The 15,619-nt window shown below is 68.5% G+C and carries 18 protein-coding genes; all 18 read left to right on the forward strand.

The window, feature by feature from the left end; all coding sequences use genetic code 11:
* The first annotated feature begins 74 nt into the window (after positions 1-74).
* The 18 genes from aspS (at position 75) to queE (ending at position 15,466) form a co-directional block, all read left to right on the forward strand.
* A complete protein-coding gene (gene aspS / locus ACP93_RS17215; RefSeq protein ID WP_048491887.1) occupies positions 75-1,841 on the forward strand; it encodes an aspartate--tRNA ligase in 1,767 nt (588 codons plus the stop codon).
* 33 nt (positions 1,842-1,874) lie between these two features.
* Positions 1,875-2,177, forward strand: coding sequence for a hypothetical protein (locus ACP93_RS17220; protein WP_048491888.1), 303 nt, complete (start codon positions 1,875-1,877; stop codon positions 2,175-2,177).
* Between the two features lie 3 nt (positions 2,178-2,180).
* Positions 2,181-2,699 (forward strand): GNAT family N-acetyltransferase, encoded by a 519-nt coding sequence (locus ACP93_RS17225; RefSeq protein WP_048491889.1) that lies wholly within the window; start codon positions 2,181-2,183, stop codon positions 2,697-2,699.
* 97 nt (positions 2,700-2,796) lie between these two features.
* A complete protein-coding gene (locus ACP93_RS17230; RefSeq protein ID WP_228136077.1) occupies positions 2,797-3,108 on the forward strand; it encodes an I78 family peptidase inhibitor in 312 nt (103 codons plus the stop codon).
* On the forward strand, positions 3,071-3,742 hold the full coding sequence (locus ACP93_RS17235) for an esterase/lipase family protein (protein WP_048491891.1): 672 nt from the start codon (positions 3,071-3,073) through the stop codon (positions 3,740-3,742). Before ACP93_RS17230 ends, ACP93_RS17235 begins: the two co-directional genes overlap by 38 nt.
* A gap of 79 nt (positions 3,743-3,821) precedes the next feature.
* Positions 3,822-4,556, forward strand: a complete 735-nt coding sequence (locus tag ACP93_RS17240) for a YebC/PmpR family DNA-binding transcriptional regulator (RefSeq protein WP_048491892.1) — start codon at positions 3,822-3,824, stop codon at positions 4,554-4,556.
* 109 nt (positions 4,557-4,665) lie between these two features.
* Positions 4,666-5,235 carry a crossover junction endodeoxyribonuclease RuvC gene (gene ruvC, locus ACP93_RS17245; protein WP_048491893.1) on the forward strand — a complete coding sequence of 190 codons (570 nt, stop codon included), beginning with the start codon at positions 4,666-4,668 and terminating at the stop codon, positions 5,233-5,235.
* Positions 5,236-5,359: 124 nt separating this feature from the next.
* Positions 5,360-5,944, forward strand: coding sequence for a Holliday junction branch migration protein RuvA (gene ruvA, locus ACP93_RS17250; RefSeq protein WP_017907444.1), 585 nt, complete (start codon positions 5,360-5,362; stop codon positions 5,942-5,944).
* Between the two features lie 129 nt (positions 5,945-6,073).
* On the forward strand, positions 6,074-7,915 hold the full coding sequence (locus ACP93_RS17255) for a potassium transporter Kup (protein ID WP_225851637.1): 1,842 nt from the start codon (positions 6,074-6,076) through the stop codon (positions 7,913-7,915).
* A gap of 131 nt (positions 7,916-8,046) precedes the next feature.
* Positions 8,047-9,084 (forward strand): Holliday junction branch migration DNA helicase RuvB, encoded by a 1,038-nt coding sequence (gene ruvB / locus ACP93_RS17260; RefSeq protein ID WP_048491894.1) that lies wholly within the window; start codon positions 8,047-8,049, stop codon positions 9,082-9,084.
* A 39-nt stretch (positions 9,085-9,123) separates the two neighbouring features.
* Positions 9,124-9,597 (forward strand): tol-pal system-associated acyl-CoA thioesterase, encoded by a 474-nt coding sequence (ybgC, locus tag ACP93_RS17265; protein WP_048491895.1) that lies wholly within the window; start codon positions 9,124-9,126, stop codon positions 9,595-9,597.
* Positions 9,594-10,370 (forward strand): protein TolQ, encoded by a 777-nt coding sequence (gene tolQ / locus ACP93_RS17270; protein ID WP_017907448.1) that lies wholly within the window; start codon positions 9,594-9,596, stop codon positions 10,368-10,370. The genes ybgC and tolQ overlap by 4 nt, the downstream gene beginning before the upstream one ends.
* A gap of 37 nt (positions 10,371-10,407) precedes the next feature.
* Entirely contained in the window at positions 10,408-10,845 is a 438-nt protein-coding gene (tolR, locus tag ACP93_RS17275; protein WP_017907449.1) for a protein TolR, read from the forward strand.
* Between the two features lie 46 nt (positions 10,846-10,891).
* Positions 10,892-11,836: a cell envelope integrity protein TolA gene (gene tolA / locus ACP93_RS17280; protein ID WP_204243715.1), complete on the forward strand. Its 945-nt coding sequence runs from the start codon at positions 10,892-10,894 to the stop codon at positions 11,834-11,836.
* 171 nt (positions 11,837-12,007) lie between these two features.
* Positions 12,008-13,327, forward strand: a complete 1,320-nt coding sequence (tolB, locus tag ACP93_RS17285; RefSeq protein WP_048491897.1) for a Tol-Pal system beta propeller repeat protein TolB — start codon at positions 12,008-12,010, stop codon at positions 13,325-13,327.
* A 68-nt stretch (positions 13,328-13,395) separates the two neighbouring features.
* Positions 13,396-13,914, forward strand: coding sequence for a peptidoglycan-associated lipoprotein Pal (pal, locus tag ACP93_RS17290; RefSeq protein ID WP_048491898.1), 519 nt, complete (start codon positions 13,396-13,398; stop codon positions 13,912-13,914).
* Positions 13,915-13,920: 6 nt separating this feature from the next.
* Entirely contained in the window at positions 13,921-14,742 is an 822-nt protein-coding gene (gene ybgF, locus ACP93_RS17295) for a tol-pal system protein YbgF (protein WP_048491899.1), read from the forward strand.
* 46 nt (positions 14,743-14,788) lie between these two features.
* Positions 14,789-15,466, forward strand: a complete 678-nt coding sequence (queE, locus tag ACP93_RS17300; RefSeq protein WP_048491900.1) for a 7-carboxy-7-deazaguanine synthase QueE — start codon at positions 14,789-14,791, stop codon at positions 15,464-15,466.
* Positions 15,467-15,619 lie beyond the last annotated feature (153 nt).

Consider the following 15,619-nt stretch of genomic DNA (forward strand, 5'->3'; position numbering starts at 1 on the left):
GGCCGACGCGCCGCCGCAGAATACCGGGCTTGCCGGTGCCTTCTGCGCCGGGCGCCCCCTGTTTGGAGCTAGCGATGCGTACCCACTTCTGCGGCCTGGTCGACGAGACCCTGATCGGCCAAACCGTCACCCTGGCCGGCTGGACCGACGTGGCCCGCAACCTCGGCGGCGTGTGCTTCATCGACCTGCGCGACCACGAAGGCATCGTGCAGGTGATGGTGGAGCCGGCGGCTGGCGACGAGGATGCTGCGGAGGTGTTCAAGGTCGCCGCCAGCCTCGGCTACGAGGACGTGCTGCAGGTCAAGGGCGTGGTGCGTGCGCGGCATGCGGTCAACGACAAGCTGCGCAGCGGCAAGGTCGAGGTGATCGCCACGTCCATCACCGTGCTCAACAAGGCCGCGCCGCTGCCGTTCCACGCGCACGAGAACCCGGGCGAGGAGACCCGCCTGAAGTACCGCTACCTGGACCTGCGTCGTCCGGAGATGCAGCGCATGCAGCGCATCCGCATCAAGCTGGTGCAGGCGCTGCGCCGCTACCTGGACGAGCGCGGCTTCCAGGACATCGAGACGCCGATCCTGACCAAGGCCACCCCGGAAGGCGCGCGCGACTTCCTGGTGCCGGCGCGCATGCACCCGGGCGAGTTCTACGCGCTGCCGCAGTCGCCGCAGCTGTTCAAGCAGATCCTGATGGTGGCCGGCTTCGACCGCTACTACCAGATCGCGCGCTGCTTCCGCGACGAGGCGCTGCGCGCCGACCGCCAGCTCGAGTTCACCCAGCTCGACATGGAGTTCGCCTTCGTGCGCGAGCGCGACGTGCAGGACTTCGTCGAGGCGATGGTGCGCGCCATCTTCAAGGAAGTGGTCGACGTCGAACTGGCTACCGAGTTCCCGCGCATGACCTGGGCCGAGGCCATGCGCCGCTACGGCTCGGACAAGCCGGACCTGCGCATCGCGCTGGAACTGACCGACGTGGCCGAGCTGGTCAAGGACAGCGACTTCGCGGTGTTCAGCGCCGCGGCCGCCGATCCCGACGGCCGCGTCGCCGCGCTGCGCATTCCCGGCGGCGCCAGCCTCTCGCGCAAGCAGATCGACGAATACGCCGCGCACGCCGCCAAGTACGGCGCCAAGGGCCTGGCCTACGTCAAGATCGCCGACAGCGGCGAGATCAGCTCGCCGATCCAGAAGTTCTTCGGCGAGGCCGCGTTCGCCGCGCTGCTCGCCCACGTCGGCGCCGGCAACGGCGACATCGTGTTCTTCGGCGCCGGCGCCTACGGCAAGGTCTCCGACTTCATGGGCGCGCTGCGCCTGAAGGCCGGCAAGGACTTCAGCCTGGTCGCCGACGGCTGGCGGCCGCTGTGGGTCACCGATTTCCCGATGTTCGAGTGGGACGAGGAGGCGCAGCGCTACGTGGCCCTGCATCACCCGTTCACCGCGCCGGCAGTGGACGACATCGCCGAGCTGCGCACGCATGCCAAGACCGCGGTGTCGCGCGGCTACGACATGGTGCTCAACGGCAACGAGATCGGCGGCGGTTCCATCCGTATCCATCGCCCGGACATGCAGAGCGCGGTGTTCGAGCTGCTCGGCATCGGTGCCGAGGAAGCGCGCGCCAAGTTCGGCTTCCTGCTGGATGCGCTGAACTACGGCGCGCCGCCGCACGGCGGCATCGCCTTCGGCATCGATCGCATCGCCGCGCTGATGGCCGGCACCGAGTCGATCCGCGACGTGATCCCGTTCCCCAAGACCACCGGCGCGCAGGACCTGATGACCGACGCGCCGTCGCCGATCGCCGACGCGCAGCTGGCCGAAGTGCACGTGCAGGTGCGCCCGCAGGCGCAGTGATCCCTTTCTTCCAACCGTAGCGCAGGCCGACACATGAGCGAGACCGCATTCAACCTGGAGTGGGAAACCCTCGGCAACGAGGGCGCAGTGGAGGCCATCGTCACCCAGCGCGCGCGCGTGTTCGGCGGCTGGCTGGTGCGTGCCGGCAGCGGCGCCAACGCACCGCTGGCGTTCGTGCCGGATCCGGAGGGCCGTTGGGACGGCGAGGACTTCGGCGAGGACGATTACGAGTACGAGGAAGACGACGAGGAAGAAGAGGACGAGGAAGAAGGCGACGACGAGGACGAGGACGACGGCGAAGAGGCCGACGCCGACGCCACGCACCCGGCGCGCTGAGCCGTGCTGATTCGCCGTGCCACGCCGGACGATGCCGCGGCGGTGACCCGCATCGCCACGGCCACTTTCTGCGAAACCTTCGGCCATCTGTATCCCGCGCAGGATCTGCAGGCCTTCCTCGACGAGGCCTATTCGCTGGAGCGCGCCCAGGTCGTGCTGGCGCATCCGGACTACGCGATCTGGCTGGTCGAGCACGACGGCGCGGTGGTCGGACACGCCGCGGCCGGCCCCTGCGGCCTGCCGCACGCCGAGGTGCAACCCGGCGACGGCGAACTGAAGCGCCTGTACCTGCTGCGCGCGCATCAGAACGGCGGGTGGGGCGCCCGGTTGTTCGACACCGCCCTGGCCTGGCTGGAACGCGACGGCCCGCGCACGCTGTGGGTCGGCGTGTGGTCGGAGAATCTGGGCGCGCAGCGTTTCTATGCGCGCTATGGCTTCGAGAAGGTCGGCACCTATGAATTCCCGGTGGGGCAGGTGCGCGATCTCGAATTCATCCTGCGCCGGCCGCCGCGCGCGGCCTGATGCCGACGGCCGGGTGCTTCCGCCACGCCGGCGCGTCGACACCGCGGCAACGCCGGCGCGCTAGAGTGCAGGCCTGTCCAGCCCCAGGAGAGCGCACATGATCCGACCGTGGATGGGAATCGCCGCCGTGTTGCCGCTGCTGGCCGCGTGCGCGCCGCCGGCGTCGTTGCAGCCGGCCAGTGGCGGGCCGAGCGTGCAGGGCGACGGTCGCTGCAACGTCGACGCGGTGGCCTGGGCGGTGGGTCAGGAAGCCACCCAGGCGACCATGAGCCGGGTCTGGAAGGAGAGCGGAGCCGGCGTGGTGCGGCCGATCGCGCCGGGCCAGGCGGTTACCCGCGACCTGCGCCTGGACCGACTCAACGTGTTCCTGGATGGCAGCAATCACATCGTCCGCACCACCTGCGGTTGAGTCGCCCGTGGCCACTGCGCCGCGGGTGCTGTTGCTGCACGGCATCTGGAATGCGCGGCCGTGGCTGCTGCCGCTGGCGTTGCGCCTGCACCGTGGAGGCTGGCGCGTCGCCAGCTTCGGTTATTCGACCGCCTTCGGCGGCGCCGAGGCCGCGCTTCCGCGGCTGCAGGCGCGCATCGAGCGGCTGGCCGCTGCCGGTCCGGTGGCCCTGGTCGGGCACAGTCTCGGCGGCCTGATCGCGTTGCAGGCCTTGCAGCAGGCGCCCTCGCTGCCGGTGACCCGGGTGGTGTGCCTGGGCAGCCCGTTGGCGGGCAGTGCGGCGGCGCGCGCCCTGGCGCAACAACGGCTGGGCGTGGCGCTGGGCCGCAGCGCCGCGCTGTTGCAGCAGGGCGTGGCGCGCTGGGACGGGCCGGCCGAGGTCGGCATGATCGCCGGCACCGTGGCGCGCGGACTGGGCGCGCGCTTCGCCGCGCTGGGGCCCGAGTCCGACGGCAGCGTGGCCCTGGCCGAGACCCGCGTGCCCGGCCTGGGCGATCACTGCCGGGTGCGCGCCAGCCACAGCGGCCTGCTGTTCTCGGCGGAGGCCGCGCGGCAGACCGCCGCCTTCCTGCGCGACGGGCGGTTCGCCGCCTGAACCGCGCACGCCGATGCGGGCGGGGCGGTGCAATCGAGTAAAATCCGCGCCTTGTCCTTACAACTGTCCGGAACGCCCCATGGGTAGAGGCCCCTCGATCGAAGCCCGCAAGAACGCATCCGATGCGAAGCGCGGCAAGATTTTCACCAAGATCATCCGCGAGATCGGCGTCGCCGCGCGCGCCGGCGGCGGCGATCCGTCCAACAACCCGCGGCTGCGCGTGGCGATGGACAAGGGGCTGGCCTCGAACATGTCCAAGGACGTGATCGAGCGCGCGATCAAGAAGGCCACCGGCGAACTGGAAGGCGTTGAGTACGAGGAAGTGCGCTACGAGGGCTATGCCCCGGGCGGGGTGGCGGTGATCGTCGACTGCCTGACCGACAACCGCGTGCGCACCGTGGCCGACGTGCGCCATGCCTTCAGCAAGTGCGGCGGCAACATGGGCACCGATGGCTCGGTGGCCTTCATGTTCAAGCGCCTGGGCGTGCTCAGCTTCGCCGCCGGTGCCGACGAGGAGAAGATCACCGAGGCGGCGATCGAGGCCGGCGCCGACGACATCGTGGTCTACCCCGAGGACGGCGCGATCGACGTGCTGACCGCACCGGAGGCGTTCCAGGCGGTCAAGGACGCCATGGATGCGGCCGGCCTGTCCGCCGACCATGCCGACATCACCTTCCGCGCCGACAACGACATCGCCGTGGACGGCGACACCGCGGTGCAGGTACGCAAGCTGCTGGACATGCTGGAAGACCTGGACGACGTACAGAACGTCTATTCCAACGTGGACCAGGCCGCGCTGAGTGACGGGGGCTGACACCATGAAACCCGGGGCCCGGGGCCCAAGACCCGGAACCCGGAACGGCACCATGCCGGTGCCGGAGGCATTGCCGACGTCGGTGGTTGTGTCGGGCAGCGGGGCCAGGATGCGCGCGGCTGTTGCCAATCCCCAATCCCCAATCCCCAATCCCGGCACTACGCGCATCCTCGGCATCGACCCCGGCTCGCAGCGCACCGGCGTCGGCATCATCGACGTGGACGCGGCCGGCCGTACCCGTCATGTGCACCACGCGCCGCTGGTGCTGCTGGGCGAGGGCGATTTCGCGCTGCGGCTGAAGCGACTGCTGCACGGATTGGATGCGCTGATCGAGGAATACCGGCCGCAGGAAGTAGCGATCGAGCGCGTGTTCATGGGCAAGAGCGCCGACGCGGCGCTGAAGCTCGGCCATGCCCGCGGCGCGGCGATCTGCGCGGCGGTGCTGCGCGAACTGCCGGTGCACGAGTACGCCGCCAAGGAGGTCAAGCTCGCCGTGGTCGGCAAGGGCGCGGCGGAGAAGCAGCAGGTGCAACACATGGTCGGTCTCATGCTGAGCCTGACCGGCAAACTTCAGGCCGACGCCGCCGACGCACTGGCCGTCGCCATCACCCATGCCCACGTGCGCGCCACCGCGCAGCGCCTGGGCGTCAGCACGCAGCAGGCTTGGAGCAGAAAATGAGTGGAGCCGGGATTGGGGATTGGGGATTGGGGATTCGCCAAAGCGGGGACGGCGCCTGCGCGCGCGGCTGTTGCCAATCCCCAATCACGAATCCCCAATCCCGGCGCCTCCACGGAGGCGCCCAATGATCGGCCGTCTGCGCGGGATCCTGGCCTACAAGCAGCCGCCGTGGCTGGTGATCGACGTGGGCGGGGTGGGCTATGAGCTGGAGGCGCCGATGAGCACCTTCTACGACCTGCCCGATGTCGGCCGCGACGTGATCCTGTTCACCCACTATGCGCAGAAGGAGGACAGCGTGTCGCTGTACGGCTTCCTGCGCGAGGGCGAGCGGCGGCTGTTCCGCGACGTGCAGCGGGTCAGCGGGATCGGCGCGAAGATCGCGCTGGCGGTGCTGTCCGGGGTCAGCGTCGACGAGTTCGCGCGGCTGATCACCGCCGCCGACGTCACCGCGCTGACCCGCATCCCCGGCATCGGCAAGAAGACCGCCGAGCGCATGGTGGTGGAACTGCGCGACCGTGCGGCCGACTTCAGCGGTGGTGCGCCGATCACCGGACAACTGGGCACCGACGCGGTGTCCGAGGCCACGGTGGCGCTGCAGCAGCTCGGCTACAAGCCGGCCGAGGCGGCGAAGATGGCGCGCGACGCCGCCGCCGACGGCGACGAGGTCGCCACGGTGATCCGCAAGGCCCTGCAGGCGGCGCTGCGCTGACCTCGGGTCGGCTCGGCTCCCCCTCCTTCTTCACGTTCTGGCGCTACTCTTCCCACCATGTCCAGCTCCTCCAGTTCCGCCGCCCGCCCGGGCAGCCACGATCCGCACGCCAAGACGGGCTTTGGGGTGATGCTGACCGCCATCGGCGTGGTCTTCGGCGACATCGGCACCAGTCCGCTGTACACGCTCAAGGAAGCGTTCTCACCGCACTACGGGTTGACCCCGGACCACGACACCGTGCTGGGCATCCTGTCGCTGGTGTTCTGGGCGCTGATGCTGGTGGTCACGGTCAAGTACGTCACCGTGATCATGCGCGCCGACAACGACGGCGAGGGCGGCATCATGGCGCTGACCGCGCTGGCCCAGCGCACCCTGCCGGGCGGCTCGCGCTCGATGTACGTGGTCGGCATCCTCGGTATCTTCGGCGCCTCGCTGTTCTTCGGCGACGGCGTGATCACCCCGGCCATCTCGGTGCTGTCGGCGGTGGAAGGCCTGGAGGTGGCCGCGCCCAAGCTGGAGCCGTTCGTGGTGCCGATCACCCTGGTGGTGCTGGGGATGCTGTTCATGGCCCAGCGCTACGGCACCGAGCGGGTGGGCAAGGCGTTCGGGCCGATCACCCTGGTCTGGTTCGTGGCGCTGGGCGCGATCGGCGTCTACAACATGACGCGCGCGCCGGAAGTGCTGCATGCGCTGAACCCGTGGTGGGGCGTGCGCTTCTTCGCCGAACACAACTGGCACGCGGTGTTCGTGCTCGGTGCGGTGGTGCTGGCGGTGACCGGCGGCGAGGCGCTGTATGCGGACATGGGCCACTTCGGCGCCAAGGCGATTCGCCGCTCCTGGCAGTGCGTGGTGCTGCCGATGCTGACCCTCACCTACCTGGGGCAGGGTGCGCTGGTGCTGCGCGACCCGGCCGCGGTCAGCAACCCGTTCTACGAGGCGGTGCCGGAGTGGGCGCTGTACCCGATGATCGTGCTGGCCACCGCGGCCACGGTGATCGCCTCGCAGGCACTCATCACCGGCGCCTATTCGGTGGCCAGCCAGGCCATGCAACTGGGCTACATCCCGCGCATGCACATCCGCCACACCTCGCACTCCACCATCGGCCAGATCTACGTGCCGGCGGTGAACTGGTGCCTGCTGGCGCTGGTGGTGGTGGCGGTGATCGGCTTCGGCGACTCGACCTCGCTGGCCACCGCCTACGGCGTCTCGGTGACCGGCACCATGCTGATCACCACGGTCCTGATGGTCATCTATGCGCGCGCCAACCCGCGCGTGCCGGCACCGCTGCTGTGGCTGTTCGCGCTGGTGTTCCTGGCGGTGGACTGCGCGTTCTTCTACGCCAACATCATCAAGTTCCTGGACGGCGCCTGGTTCCCGCTGCTGCTGGGCCTGATCCTGTTCACCCTGATGCGCACCTGGCGCCGCGGCCGCAAGCTGCTGCACGACGAGATCCGCAAGGACGGCATCAAGCTCGACACCTTCCTGCCCGGGCTGATGCTGGCGCCGCCGGTGCGCGTGCCCGGCACTGCCGTGTTCCTGACCGCCGACCCGATGGTGGTGCCGCACGCGCTGATGCACAACCTCAAGCACAACAAGGTGCTGCACGAGCGCAACGTGTTCCTGACCGTGGAGACCTTGCAGGTGCCGTACGCGGCGGCCGGGCAGCGCTTGAAGATCGACGCGATCGGCGACGAGTTCTACCGGGTCTACGTGCGCTTCGGCTTCATGGAGACCCCGGACGTGCCGCTGGCGCTCATGCGCTCCTGCGACCAGGGCGGGATCTACTTCGACCCGATGGACACCACCTATTTCGCCAGCCGCGAGACCATCGTGGCCAGCGCCAACCGCGGCATGCCGATCTGGCGCGACAAGCTGTTCGCGGTCATGCACCGCAACGCCGCCCCCGCCACCGGCTTCTTCCGCATCCCCGGCAACCGCCTGGTGGAACTGGGCGCGCAGGTGGAGATCTGAGGCCGCCTGCGGCGGCCGGGATTGGGGAGTCGGGATTCGGGATTGGTCAAGGCCATGGCGCCGAGACCGTCCCGCAGCCGATACTATTGCGCTACCAATCCCGAATCCCCACTCCCCAATCCCGGCTCTAAATGGACCGCATCATCGCCAGCAGCGCCACCCGCGAGGATGAGGTCGCCGAGGCCAGCATCCGCCCGAAGCGGCTGGACGACTACCTCGGCCAGCAGCCGGTGCGCGAGCAGTTGTCGATCTACATCGAGGCGGCCAAGGCCCGCGGGGAGGCGATGGACCATGTGCTGATCTTCGGGCCGCCGGGCCTGGGCAAGACCACGCTCAGCCACGTCATCGCCAACGAGCTCGGGGTCAACCTGCGGGTCACCTCCGGCCCGGTGATCGAGAAGGCCGGCGATCTGGCCGCGCTGCTGACCAACCTGCAGCCGCACGACGTGCTGTTCATCGATGAGATCCACCGCCTGTCGCCGGTGGTCGAGGAAGTGCTGTACCCGGCGATGGAAGACTTCCAGATCGACATCATGATTGGCGAGGGCCCGGCCGCGCGCTCGATCAAGATCGACCTGCCGCCGTTCACCCTGATCGGCGCCACCACCCGCGCCGGCCTGCTGACCGCACCCTTGCGCGACCGCTTCGGCATCGTCCAGCGCCTGGCCTTCTACACCCCGGACGAGCTGGCGCAGATCGTGCGTCGTTCGGCCAGCATCCTCGGCATCGCCTGCAATGCCGATGGCTGCGCCGAGATCGCGCGCCGCGCGCGCGGCACCCCGCGCATCGCCAACCGCCTGCTGCGGCGGGTCCGCGACTTCGCCCAGGTGCGCGCCGGCGGGCAGATCGACCTGGCGGTGGCGCAGGCCGCCACGCAGATGCTCAAGGTCGACGCCGAGGGCTTCGACGAGCTGGACCGGCGCATGCTGCGCACCATCATCGAGTACTTCGACGGCGGCCCGGTCGGCGTCGAGTCGCTGGCCGCCTCGCTGTCGGAGGAGCGCGGGACCCTGGAGGACGTGATCGAGCCTTACCTGATCCAGCAGGGCTATCTGATCCGCACCGCCCGCGGCCGCATGGCCACCAACAAGGCCTATCTGCACTTGGGCTTGCAGCCCAAGCACCGGGAATTGGGAATCGGGAATGGGGAATCGGGGGCGCTGTTCTAGGATGTTTTGGTTACCCAGCTATCGACAGGAGCCCCGCTCTTGACTCCCGATTCCCCATTCCCCGTTCCCGATTCACGTCTATTCAGTTGGCCGACACGCGTCTACTGGGAAGATACCGACGCCGGTGGCGTGGTCTACCACGCGCGCTACGTGGCCTTCCTGGAGCGGGCGCGCACGGAGTGGTTGCGCGCGCTGGGGTATGGTCAGGAGCGTTTGCGCCTGCAACACGATCTGGTGTTCGCGGTGCGTGCGATGCAGCTCGACTTCCTGCGCCCGGCACGCCTGGACGATTCCCTGCAGGTCGGCGTCGCGCTGTCGCACTGCAAGCGCGCCAGCTTGGTGTTCGCGCAGTCGATCCGCCGCGACGACGGGGAGCTGCTGTTGCGTGCGCAGGTGCGGGTGGCGGCGCTCAGCGCCGGCAGCTTCCGCCCGCGCGGCATGGACGACGCGCTGCACGATGCATTGAAAGTTCTTGAAATCACTGAAGCCGAATTACTGAGGAACGACGGATGATCGCATTGCTCCTGGCCCTGCAGGACACGGTGGTGGAGGCGCTGCCGCAGGACGTGACCCAGACCGCCACCCAGGCCGTCGCCAGCACCGCCGCCCATGGCGGCATCAACTACCTCGACCTGATGGTCAAGGCCAGCCTGCCGGTCAAGGTGATCGTGCTGCTGCTGCTGCTCGGCTCGCTGATCAGCTGGGTCATCATCTTCCGCAAGGGCAAGGTGTTCAAGGACGCCAACCGCGAGGCCGACGACTTCGAGAACCGCTTCTGGTCCGGCACCGACCTGAGCAAGCTCTACGCCGGCGCCACCGACCGCAACCGCGTGGTCGGCGGGCTGGAGGCGATCTTCGAGGCCGGGTTCCGCGAATTCACCCGCCTGCGCGACAAGCGCCGGCTCGATGCGCGCATCCAACTGGAAGGCGCGCAGCGAGCGATGCGTGCCACCTATGCGCGCGAGGTCGACCGCCTGGAGCGCAATCTGGAACTGCTCGCCAACATCGGCTCCACCGCACCCTACGTGGGCCTGGTCGGCACCGTGTTCGGCATCATGGTGACCATGCACGACATGATCAACAGCGGCCAGCAGGCGGGCATCGCCGCGGTCGCGCCGGGCATCTCCGAGGCGCTGTTCGCTACCGCCATCGGCCTGTTCGTGGCGATCCCGGCGGTGTGGGCCTACAACCGCTTCACCACCCGCGTCGAGCGGCTGGCGGTGCGCTTCGAGACCTTCTCCGAAGAGTTCAGTTCCATCCTGCAGCGCCAGGCCAGCGGCGACTGAGCGTCGCCCGCCTGCCCACGACTCCCAGGATTCCCGCATGACTGCCGCCATTTCCCGCCGCAAGCGCCGCAAGCTCAAGTCCGAGATCAACGTCGTGCCATACATCGACGTGATGCTGGTGCTGCTGATCATCTTCATGGTCACCGCGCCCTTGCTCAGCCTGAGCGTGGACGTGGACCTGCCCGATTCCACCGCGCGCTCGGTGGAGAGCAAGAAGGACCCGGTGATCGTCACCGTCGATGCCGAGGGCCGCTACACGCTGACCCTGCAGGACGGCAAGCCGGAGAAGATCGCTGCGCCTGAGCTGAAGGCCAAGATCCAGGCCTTCGTCGGCCAGAACAAGGACGTGCCGGTGTTCGTCGCCGCGCCCGGTACCTCGAACTATCAACTGGTCATGGACACCATGGTCATGCTGCAGCAGGCCGGCGTGCCCAAGGTCGGCCTGATGAGTCAGCCCGGAAACAATGCACGCTGACGCCGAAAACCGACCGCCTCTGGCCAGGGGCGACAACGACGGCCTGATGTACGGCATCGCGCTGGCGGTGGGCGTGCACGTGCTGATTGCGCTGCTGTTCTTCCTGGCCTGGTGGTGGTCGCCGGTGCGCCAGGTCGAACCCGCTGCCGGTTCGCCGATGGTCGAGGCCTCGCTGGTGGTCTCGGCCGCCGACGTGCGCTCGGCGCAGAAGGCGGTGAAGGACGCGCCCAAGCCCTTGCCCGAGCCGCTGCCGGAGCCGGTCAAGGACGTCGCCGAGGAGGACACGGTGCCGCCGCCGCAGCCGCTGCCCACGCCCAAGCCGCAGCAGGCGCCGACCCCGCAGCAGCAGAAGGCGCAGGACTTCGTCCCGGTGCCCGACAAGGTCGACCAGGACCGCGCCGCCCGCACCGCGATCTCCCAGGAAAAGGAGAAGCAGGAGCAGGAGGCCAAGCGCCGCCAGGAACAGATCGACCTGACCGAGCAGAAGCGCCAGCAGGAGGCCGAGCAGAAGCAGCGCCTGGCCGCGCAGCAGGAGGAGGAGCGGCAGAAGAAGATCGCCGACATCCGCAAGCAGCGCGAAAAGCTGGAGCGCGAGGCCCAACTGGCGCAGCAGAAGCTGCAGCAGATCGCCGACTTGAATGCGAAGAAGGCGTCCGCGGCCGCGGCCACCACGCCGCAGCAGGCGCCGGGCCAGAACGGTACCAACACCGACCTGCAGGCCAAGTACGCCGCGGCGATCCAGCAGGCGGTGCTGAGCCAGTGGGTGCGCCCGGACTCGGTGCCGCTGGGGCAGAAGTGCAAGATCTCGATCACCCAGATCCCCGGTGGGCAGGTCATGCAGGCCAAGGTCAGCCCCGACTGTCCCTATGACGAGGCCGGCCGCCGCTCGATCGAGGCCGCGGTGCTGCGTGCCCAGCCGTTGCCCTATCGCGGCTTCGAGACCGTGTTCGCGCGCAATCTGACCTTCAACTTCACCGCACAGGACCAGTGACTCCGGCCGCTGCCGCTGCGTTTGCGGGCGGCGGGCCATCCACCCGACATGCGATGGGCGATAATGGAGTGCGTCCTGCCATCGGCTTCACATGGCGATGGTTCATGATTGCGAATACGTTCACCCGCGCATTGCTATCTCTTGCGCCTTTCCGATCCTGCTGAGCAACCCATGAAGAAACTGCCGCGCTGGCTTGCCGTTCTTACCGCCCTGTTGTTGCCTCTCGCCGCGTCCGCGCAGGACAAGGGCCTGGAAATCGACATCGTCGGCGGCAATGCCTCGGCGACCCCGATCGCCGTCGTGCCGATGCCGTATCAGGGATCGGCGACCCCGCCGAGCACCGACGTCGCCGCCGTGGTCCGCGCCGACCTGGACCGCTCCGGCCAGTTCCGCAACCTGCCCGAATCGCAGATCGTCGAGCGTCCCACCCGCGGCAGCGAGGTGCAGTTCGCCACCTGGCGCGCGCTCAAGCAGAGCTATCTGGTCGTTGGCCGGGTCATGGATGCCGGCGAAGGTGCCTACCGCGTCGAGTACGAACTGTTCGACGTGGGCAAGGGCGAGCGCATGCTCGGCCTGGCGATGACCGCCCGCGCCAACGCCATGCGCGACGTCGCCCACCAGATGGCCGACGCCATCTACGAGAAGATCACCGGCGTGCGCGGCGCGTTCTGGACCCGGATCGCCTACGTCACCGCCAGCGGCAAGGGCGGGGCGATGCGCTATGCGCTGATGGTCGCCGACTCCGATGGCTACAACCCGCAGACCATCGTCCGCTCGGCCGAGCCGCTGCTGTCGCCGAACTGGAGCCCGGACGGCAAGAAGCTGGCCTATGTGAGCTTCGAGCGCGGCAACTCCTCCATCTACATCCAGGACATCGCCACCGGTGCGCGCCAGCTGGTATCCAGCTTCCGCGGCATCAATGGCGCCCCGTCGTTCTCGCCGGACGGCAAGAAGCTGGCGCTGGCGCTTTCGCGCAGCGGCAACCCGGAGATCTACGTGATGGATCTGGGCAGCAAGCAGCTGACCCAGCTGACCAACCACTTCGGCATCGATACCGAGCCGACCTGGGCGCCGGACGGCAACAGCATCTATTTCACCTCCGACCGCGGCGGCCGCCCGCAGATCTACCAGGTGCCGGCGACCGGCGGCAGCGCCACCCGCATCACCTTCCAGGGTAACTACAACGCGACCCCGAGCGTGTCCTTCGACGGCAACAAGCTGGTCGTGGCCCAGGGCAGCGGCAACACCTACAAGATCGCGATGATGGACCGCAGCCTGGGTTCGCCGCGCTGGAGCACGCTGTCGACCGGCTCGCTGGACGAGTCGCCGAGCTTCGCCCCCAACGCCAGCATGGTGCTGTATGCGGCGCGTGAAGGCGGCCGTGGCGTGCTGTACGCGGTCTCGGCCGATGCCCGCGTGCGCCAGCGTCTGGTGCTCGCCGATGGCGACGTGCGCGAACCGTCCTGGTCGCCGTATCGCACTGCACGTTGACATGTAAGTTTGGTGTTAATATTTCGCTGTTGAACCCCTCATCGGCCCAGGAGCCACAAGGTATCCCCATGAACAAGACCACCCGCGTTCTGCTTGTTTCGCTGTTGTCCGTTGCAGCTCTGGCCGGCTGCGCCAAGAAGGTCAAGGAACAGCCCCAGACCGACACCACCGGCACCACCGGCACCACCGCGCCGACCGGCCCGTCGACCTCCGGTCTGTACGGCCCGGGCGACCTGGAGACCGATTCCTGCCTGCGTCAGCGCGTGGTCTACTTCGACCTGGACAAGGACGCGGTGAAGCCGGAGTTCCAGGCGATCATGGCGTGTCACGCCAAGTACCTGCGTGACCGTCCGTCCTCGCGCATCACCCTGCAGGGCAACACCGACGAGCGCGGTTCGCGCGAGTACAACATGGGCCTGGGCGAGCGTCGTGCCAACGCCGTGTCCTCGGCGCTGCAGGCCAACGGTGGTTCGGCTGCGCAGCTGACCGTGGTCAGCTATGGCGAAGAGCGTCCGGTCTGCACCGAGTCGAACGAGTCCTGCTGGTCGCAGAACCGTCGCGTCGAGATCGTCTACACGGCGCAGTAAGAACAGATGCGTATCGGTGTCCTTACATCGATGATCGTCGCGGCGGCCCTCGTGGCCGCCGCGCCGGCTCATGCGCAGCGCGCAAGCCTGGCCGACCGCGTTTCCGCGCTCGAGCAGCAGGCCATGAATTCCCAGGCCAACACCGACATCCTGAACCAGCTCAACCAGCTGCGGACCCAGATGCAGTCGATGGAGGCCACGATCGAACAACTGCAGCATAGCAACGACCAGCTCAAGCAGCAGATCAAGGACCAGTACCTGGACCTGGATGGCCGCGTGGGCCGGCTCGAGAGTGGTGCAGGGGCGACGCCGCCGTTGCCGCCGGCCAATGGTGCCGCACCGGCTGTCGCGCCGGCTGCGCCCGCAGGTAAGCCGTCCGCCGTCGCCGAGCCGCCACCGTCGGTGCACGGCGATGCCGGCACGCTCGCCGCCGCCGGCGATGAGCGCGCCGCCTACAACGTCGCCTTCGATGCCCTGAAGGCGGGCAAGTACGCCGATTCGGCGAACCTGTTCCAGAACTTCCTGCAGGCCTACCCGAACGGCGTGTACGCGCCGAACGCGCTGTACTGGCTGGGCGAGAGCTACTACGCCACCAAGAACTTCCAGTTGGCCGAGGCGCAGTTCCAGGACCTGATCGGCCGCTACCCGACCCACGACAAGGCGCCGGGCGCGCTGCTCAAGCTGGGCTTGTCCCAGTACGGCGAAGGTCGTGTCCAGGACGCCGAACAGACCCTGCAACAGGTCGGCGCGAAGTATCCTGGGTCCGATGCCGCGCGCACCGCGCAGGACCGCCTGCAGTCGATCCGTCTCGGCCAGCAGTTGCGCTGAGCCCCTTACGCTGCCGCCGCCGTCGCGGGAGCATTCCTCTCCCGCCATGACCGCCGTTCCCAGCGATATCGTCCAAAGCCCGCTGCCCCGCCTGAAGCTGACGGAGATCTTCCTGTCGCTGCAGGGCGAGGCCGAGAGCGCCGGCTGGCCCACCGTGTTCGTGCGCCTCACCGGCTGCCCGCTGCGCTGCAGCTACTGCGACACCGCCTATGCCTTCCATGGCGGGCAATGGTGGGACATCGACGCGATCCTCGAAGAGGTGGCGCGCCACGGCGTGCGCCATGTCTGCGTCACCGGCGGCGAGCCGCTGGCGCAGAAGCGCTGCCTGCAGCTGCTGCAGCGCCTGTGCGATGCCGGCTATGACGTGTCGCTGGAGACCTCGGGCGCACTGGACATCGCCGAGGTCGACCCGCGCGTGTCGCGGGTACTCGACATCAAGACCCCGGCGTCGCAGGAAGCGCACCGCAACCGCTGGGAGAACCTGCCGTTGCTGACCGCGCGCGACCAGATCAAGTTCGTGCTGTGCGGCCGTGCCGACTACGAGTGGGCGCGCGCCGTGGTCGCCGAACACCGGCTGGACACGCGGTGCACGGTCTGGTTCTCGCCGAGCAAGAGCGAACTGACCGCGCGCGACCTGGCCGACTGGATCGTCGCCGACCGCCTGCCGGTGCGGTTCCAGATGCAATTGCACAAGCTGCTGTGGAACGACGAGCCTGGTCGCTGAGCGGCCGGGATTGGGAATTCGGGATTGGGGATTCGTAGGAGCGGCTTCAGCCGCGACGGATATTGTCCGAACTTTCATCGCGGCTGAAGCCGCTGCTGCATGGTCAAATGGACTATGTGGATCCCATCCGCCCACGTGTCCCCGCTTTTGCCA

This window comes from Xanthomonas sp. NCPPB 1128, from assembly GCF_001043115.1.
Taxonomy (GTDB): domain Bacteria; phylum Pseudomonadota; class Gammaproteobacteria; order Xanthomonadales; family Xanthomonadaceae; genus Xanthomonas_A.

Coding starts and splice junctions, on each gene's coding strand:
- ACP93_RS17240 (WP_048491892.1), top strand. CDS start 3,822: ATGGGTAGAGGCCCCTCGATCGAAGCCCGCAAGAACGCATCCGATGCG.
- tolA (WP_204243715.1), top strand. CDS start 10,892: ATGTACGGCATCGCGCTGGCGGTGGGCGTGCACGTGCTGATTGCGCTG.
- tolB (WP_048491897.1), top strand. CDS start 12,008: ATGAAGAAACTGCCGCGCTGGCTTGCCGTTCTTACCGCCCTGTTGTTG.
- ruvB (WP_048491894.1), top strand. CDS start 8,047: ATGGACCGCATCATCGCCAGCAGCGCCACCCGCGAGGATGAGGTCGCC.
- ACP93_RS17220 (WP_048491888.1), top strand. CDS start 1,875: ATGAGCGAGACCGCATTCAACCTGGAGTGGGAAACCCTCGGCAACGAG.
- ruvC (WP_048491893.1), top strand. CDS start 4,666: ATGCGCGCGGCTGTTGCCAATCCCCAATCCCCAATCCCCAATCCCGGC.
- queE (WP_048491900.1), top strand. CDS start 14,789: ATGACCGCCGTTCCCAGCGATATCGTCCAAAGCCCGCTGCCCCGCCTG.
- ACP93_RS17235 (WP_048491891.1), top strand. CDS start 3,071: ATGGCAGCAATCACATCGTCCGCACCACCTGCGGTTGAGTCGCCCGTG.
- ybgF (WP_048491899.1), top strand. CDS start 13,921: ATGCGTATCGGTGTCCTTACATCGATGATCGTCGCGGCGGCCCTCGTG.
- aspS (WP_048491887.1), top strand. CDS start 75: ATGCGTACCCACTTCTGCGGCCTGGTCGACGAGACCCTGATCGGCCAA.
- tolR (WP_017907449.1), top strand. CDS start 10,408: ATGACTGCCGCCATTTCCCGCCGCAAGCGCCGCAAGCTCAAGTCCGAG.
- tolQ (WP_017907448.1), top strand. CDS start 9,594: ATGATCGCATTGCTCCTGGCCCTGCAGGACACGGTGGTGGAGGCGCTG.
- ACP93_RS17255 (WP_225851637.1), top strand. CDS start 6,074: ATGCTGACCGCCATCGGCGTGGTCTTCGGCGACATCGGCACCAGTCCG.
- ACP93_RS17230 (WP_228136077.1), top strand. CDS start 2,797: ATGATCCGACCGTGGATGGGAATCGCCGCCGTGTTGCCGCTGCTGGCC.
- ruvA (WP_017907444.1), top strand. CDS start 5,360: ATGATCGGCCGTCTGCGCGGGATCCTGGCCTACAAGCAGCCGCCGTGG.
- pal (WP_048491898.1), top strand. CDS start 13,396: ATGAACAAGACCACCCGCGTTCTGCTTGTTTCGCTGTTGTCCGTTGCA.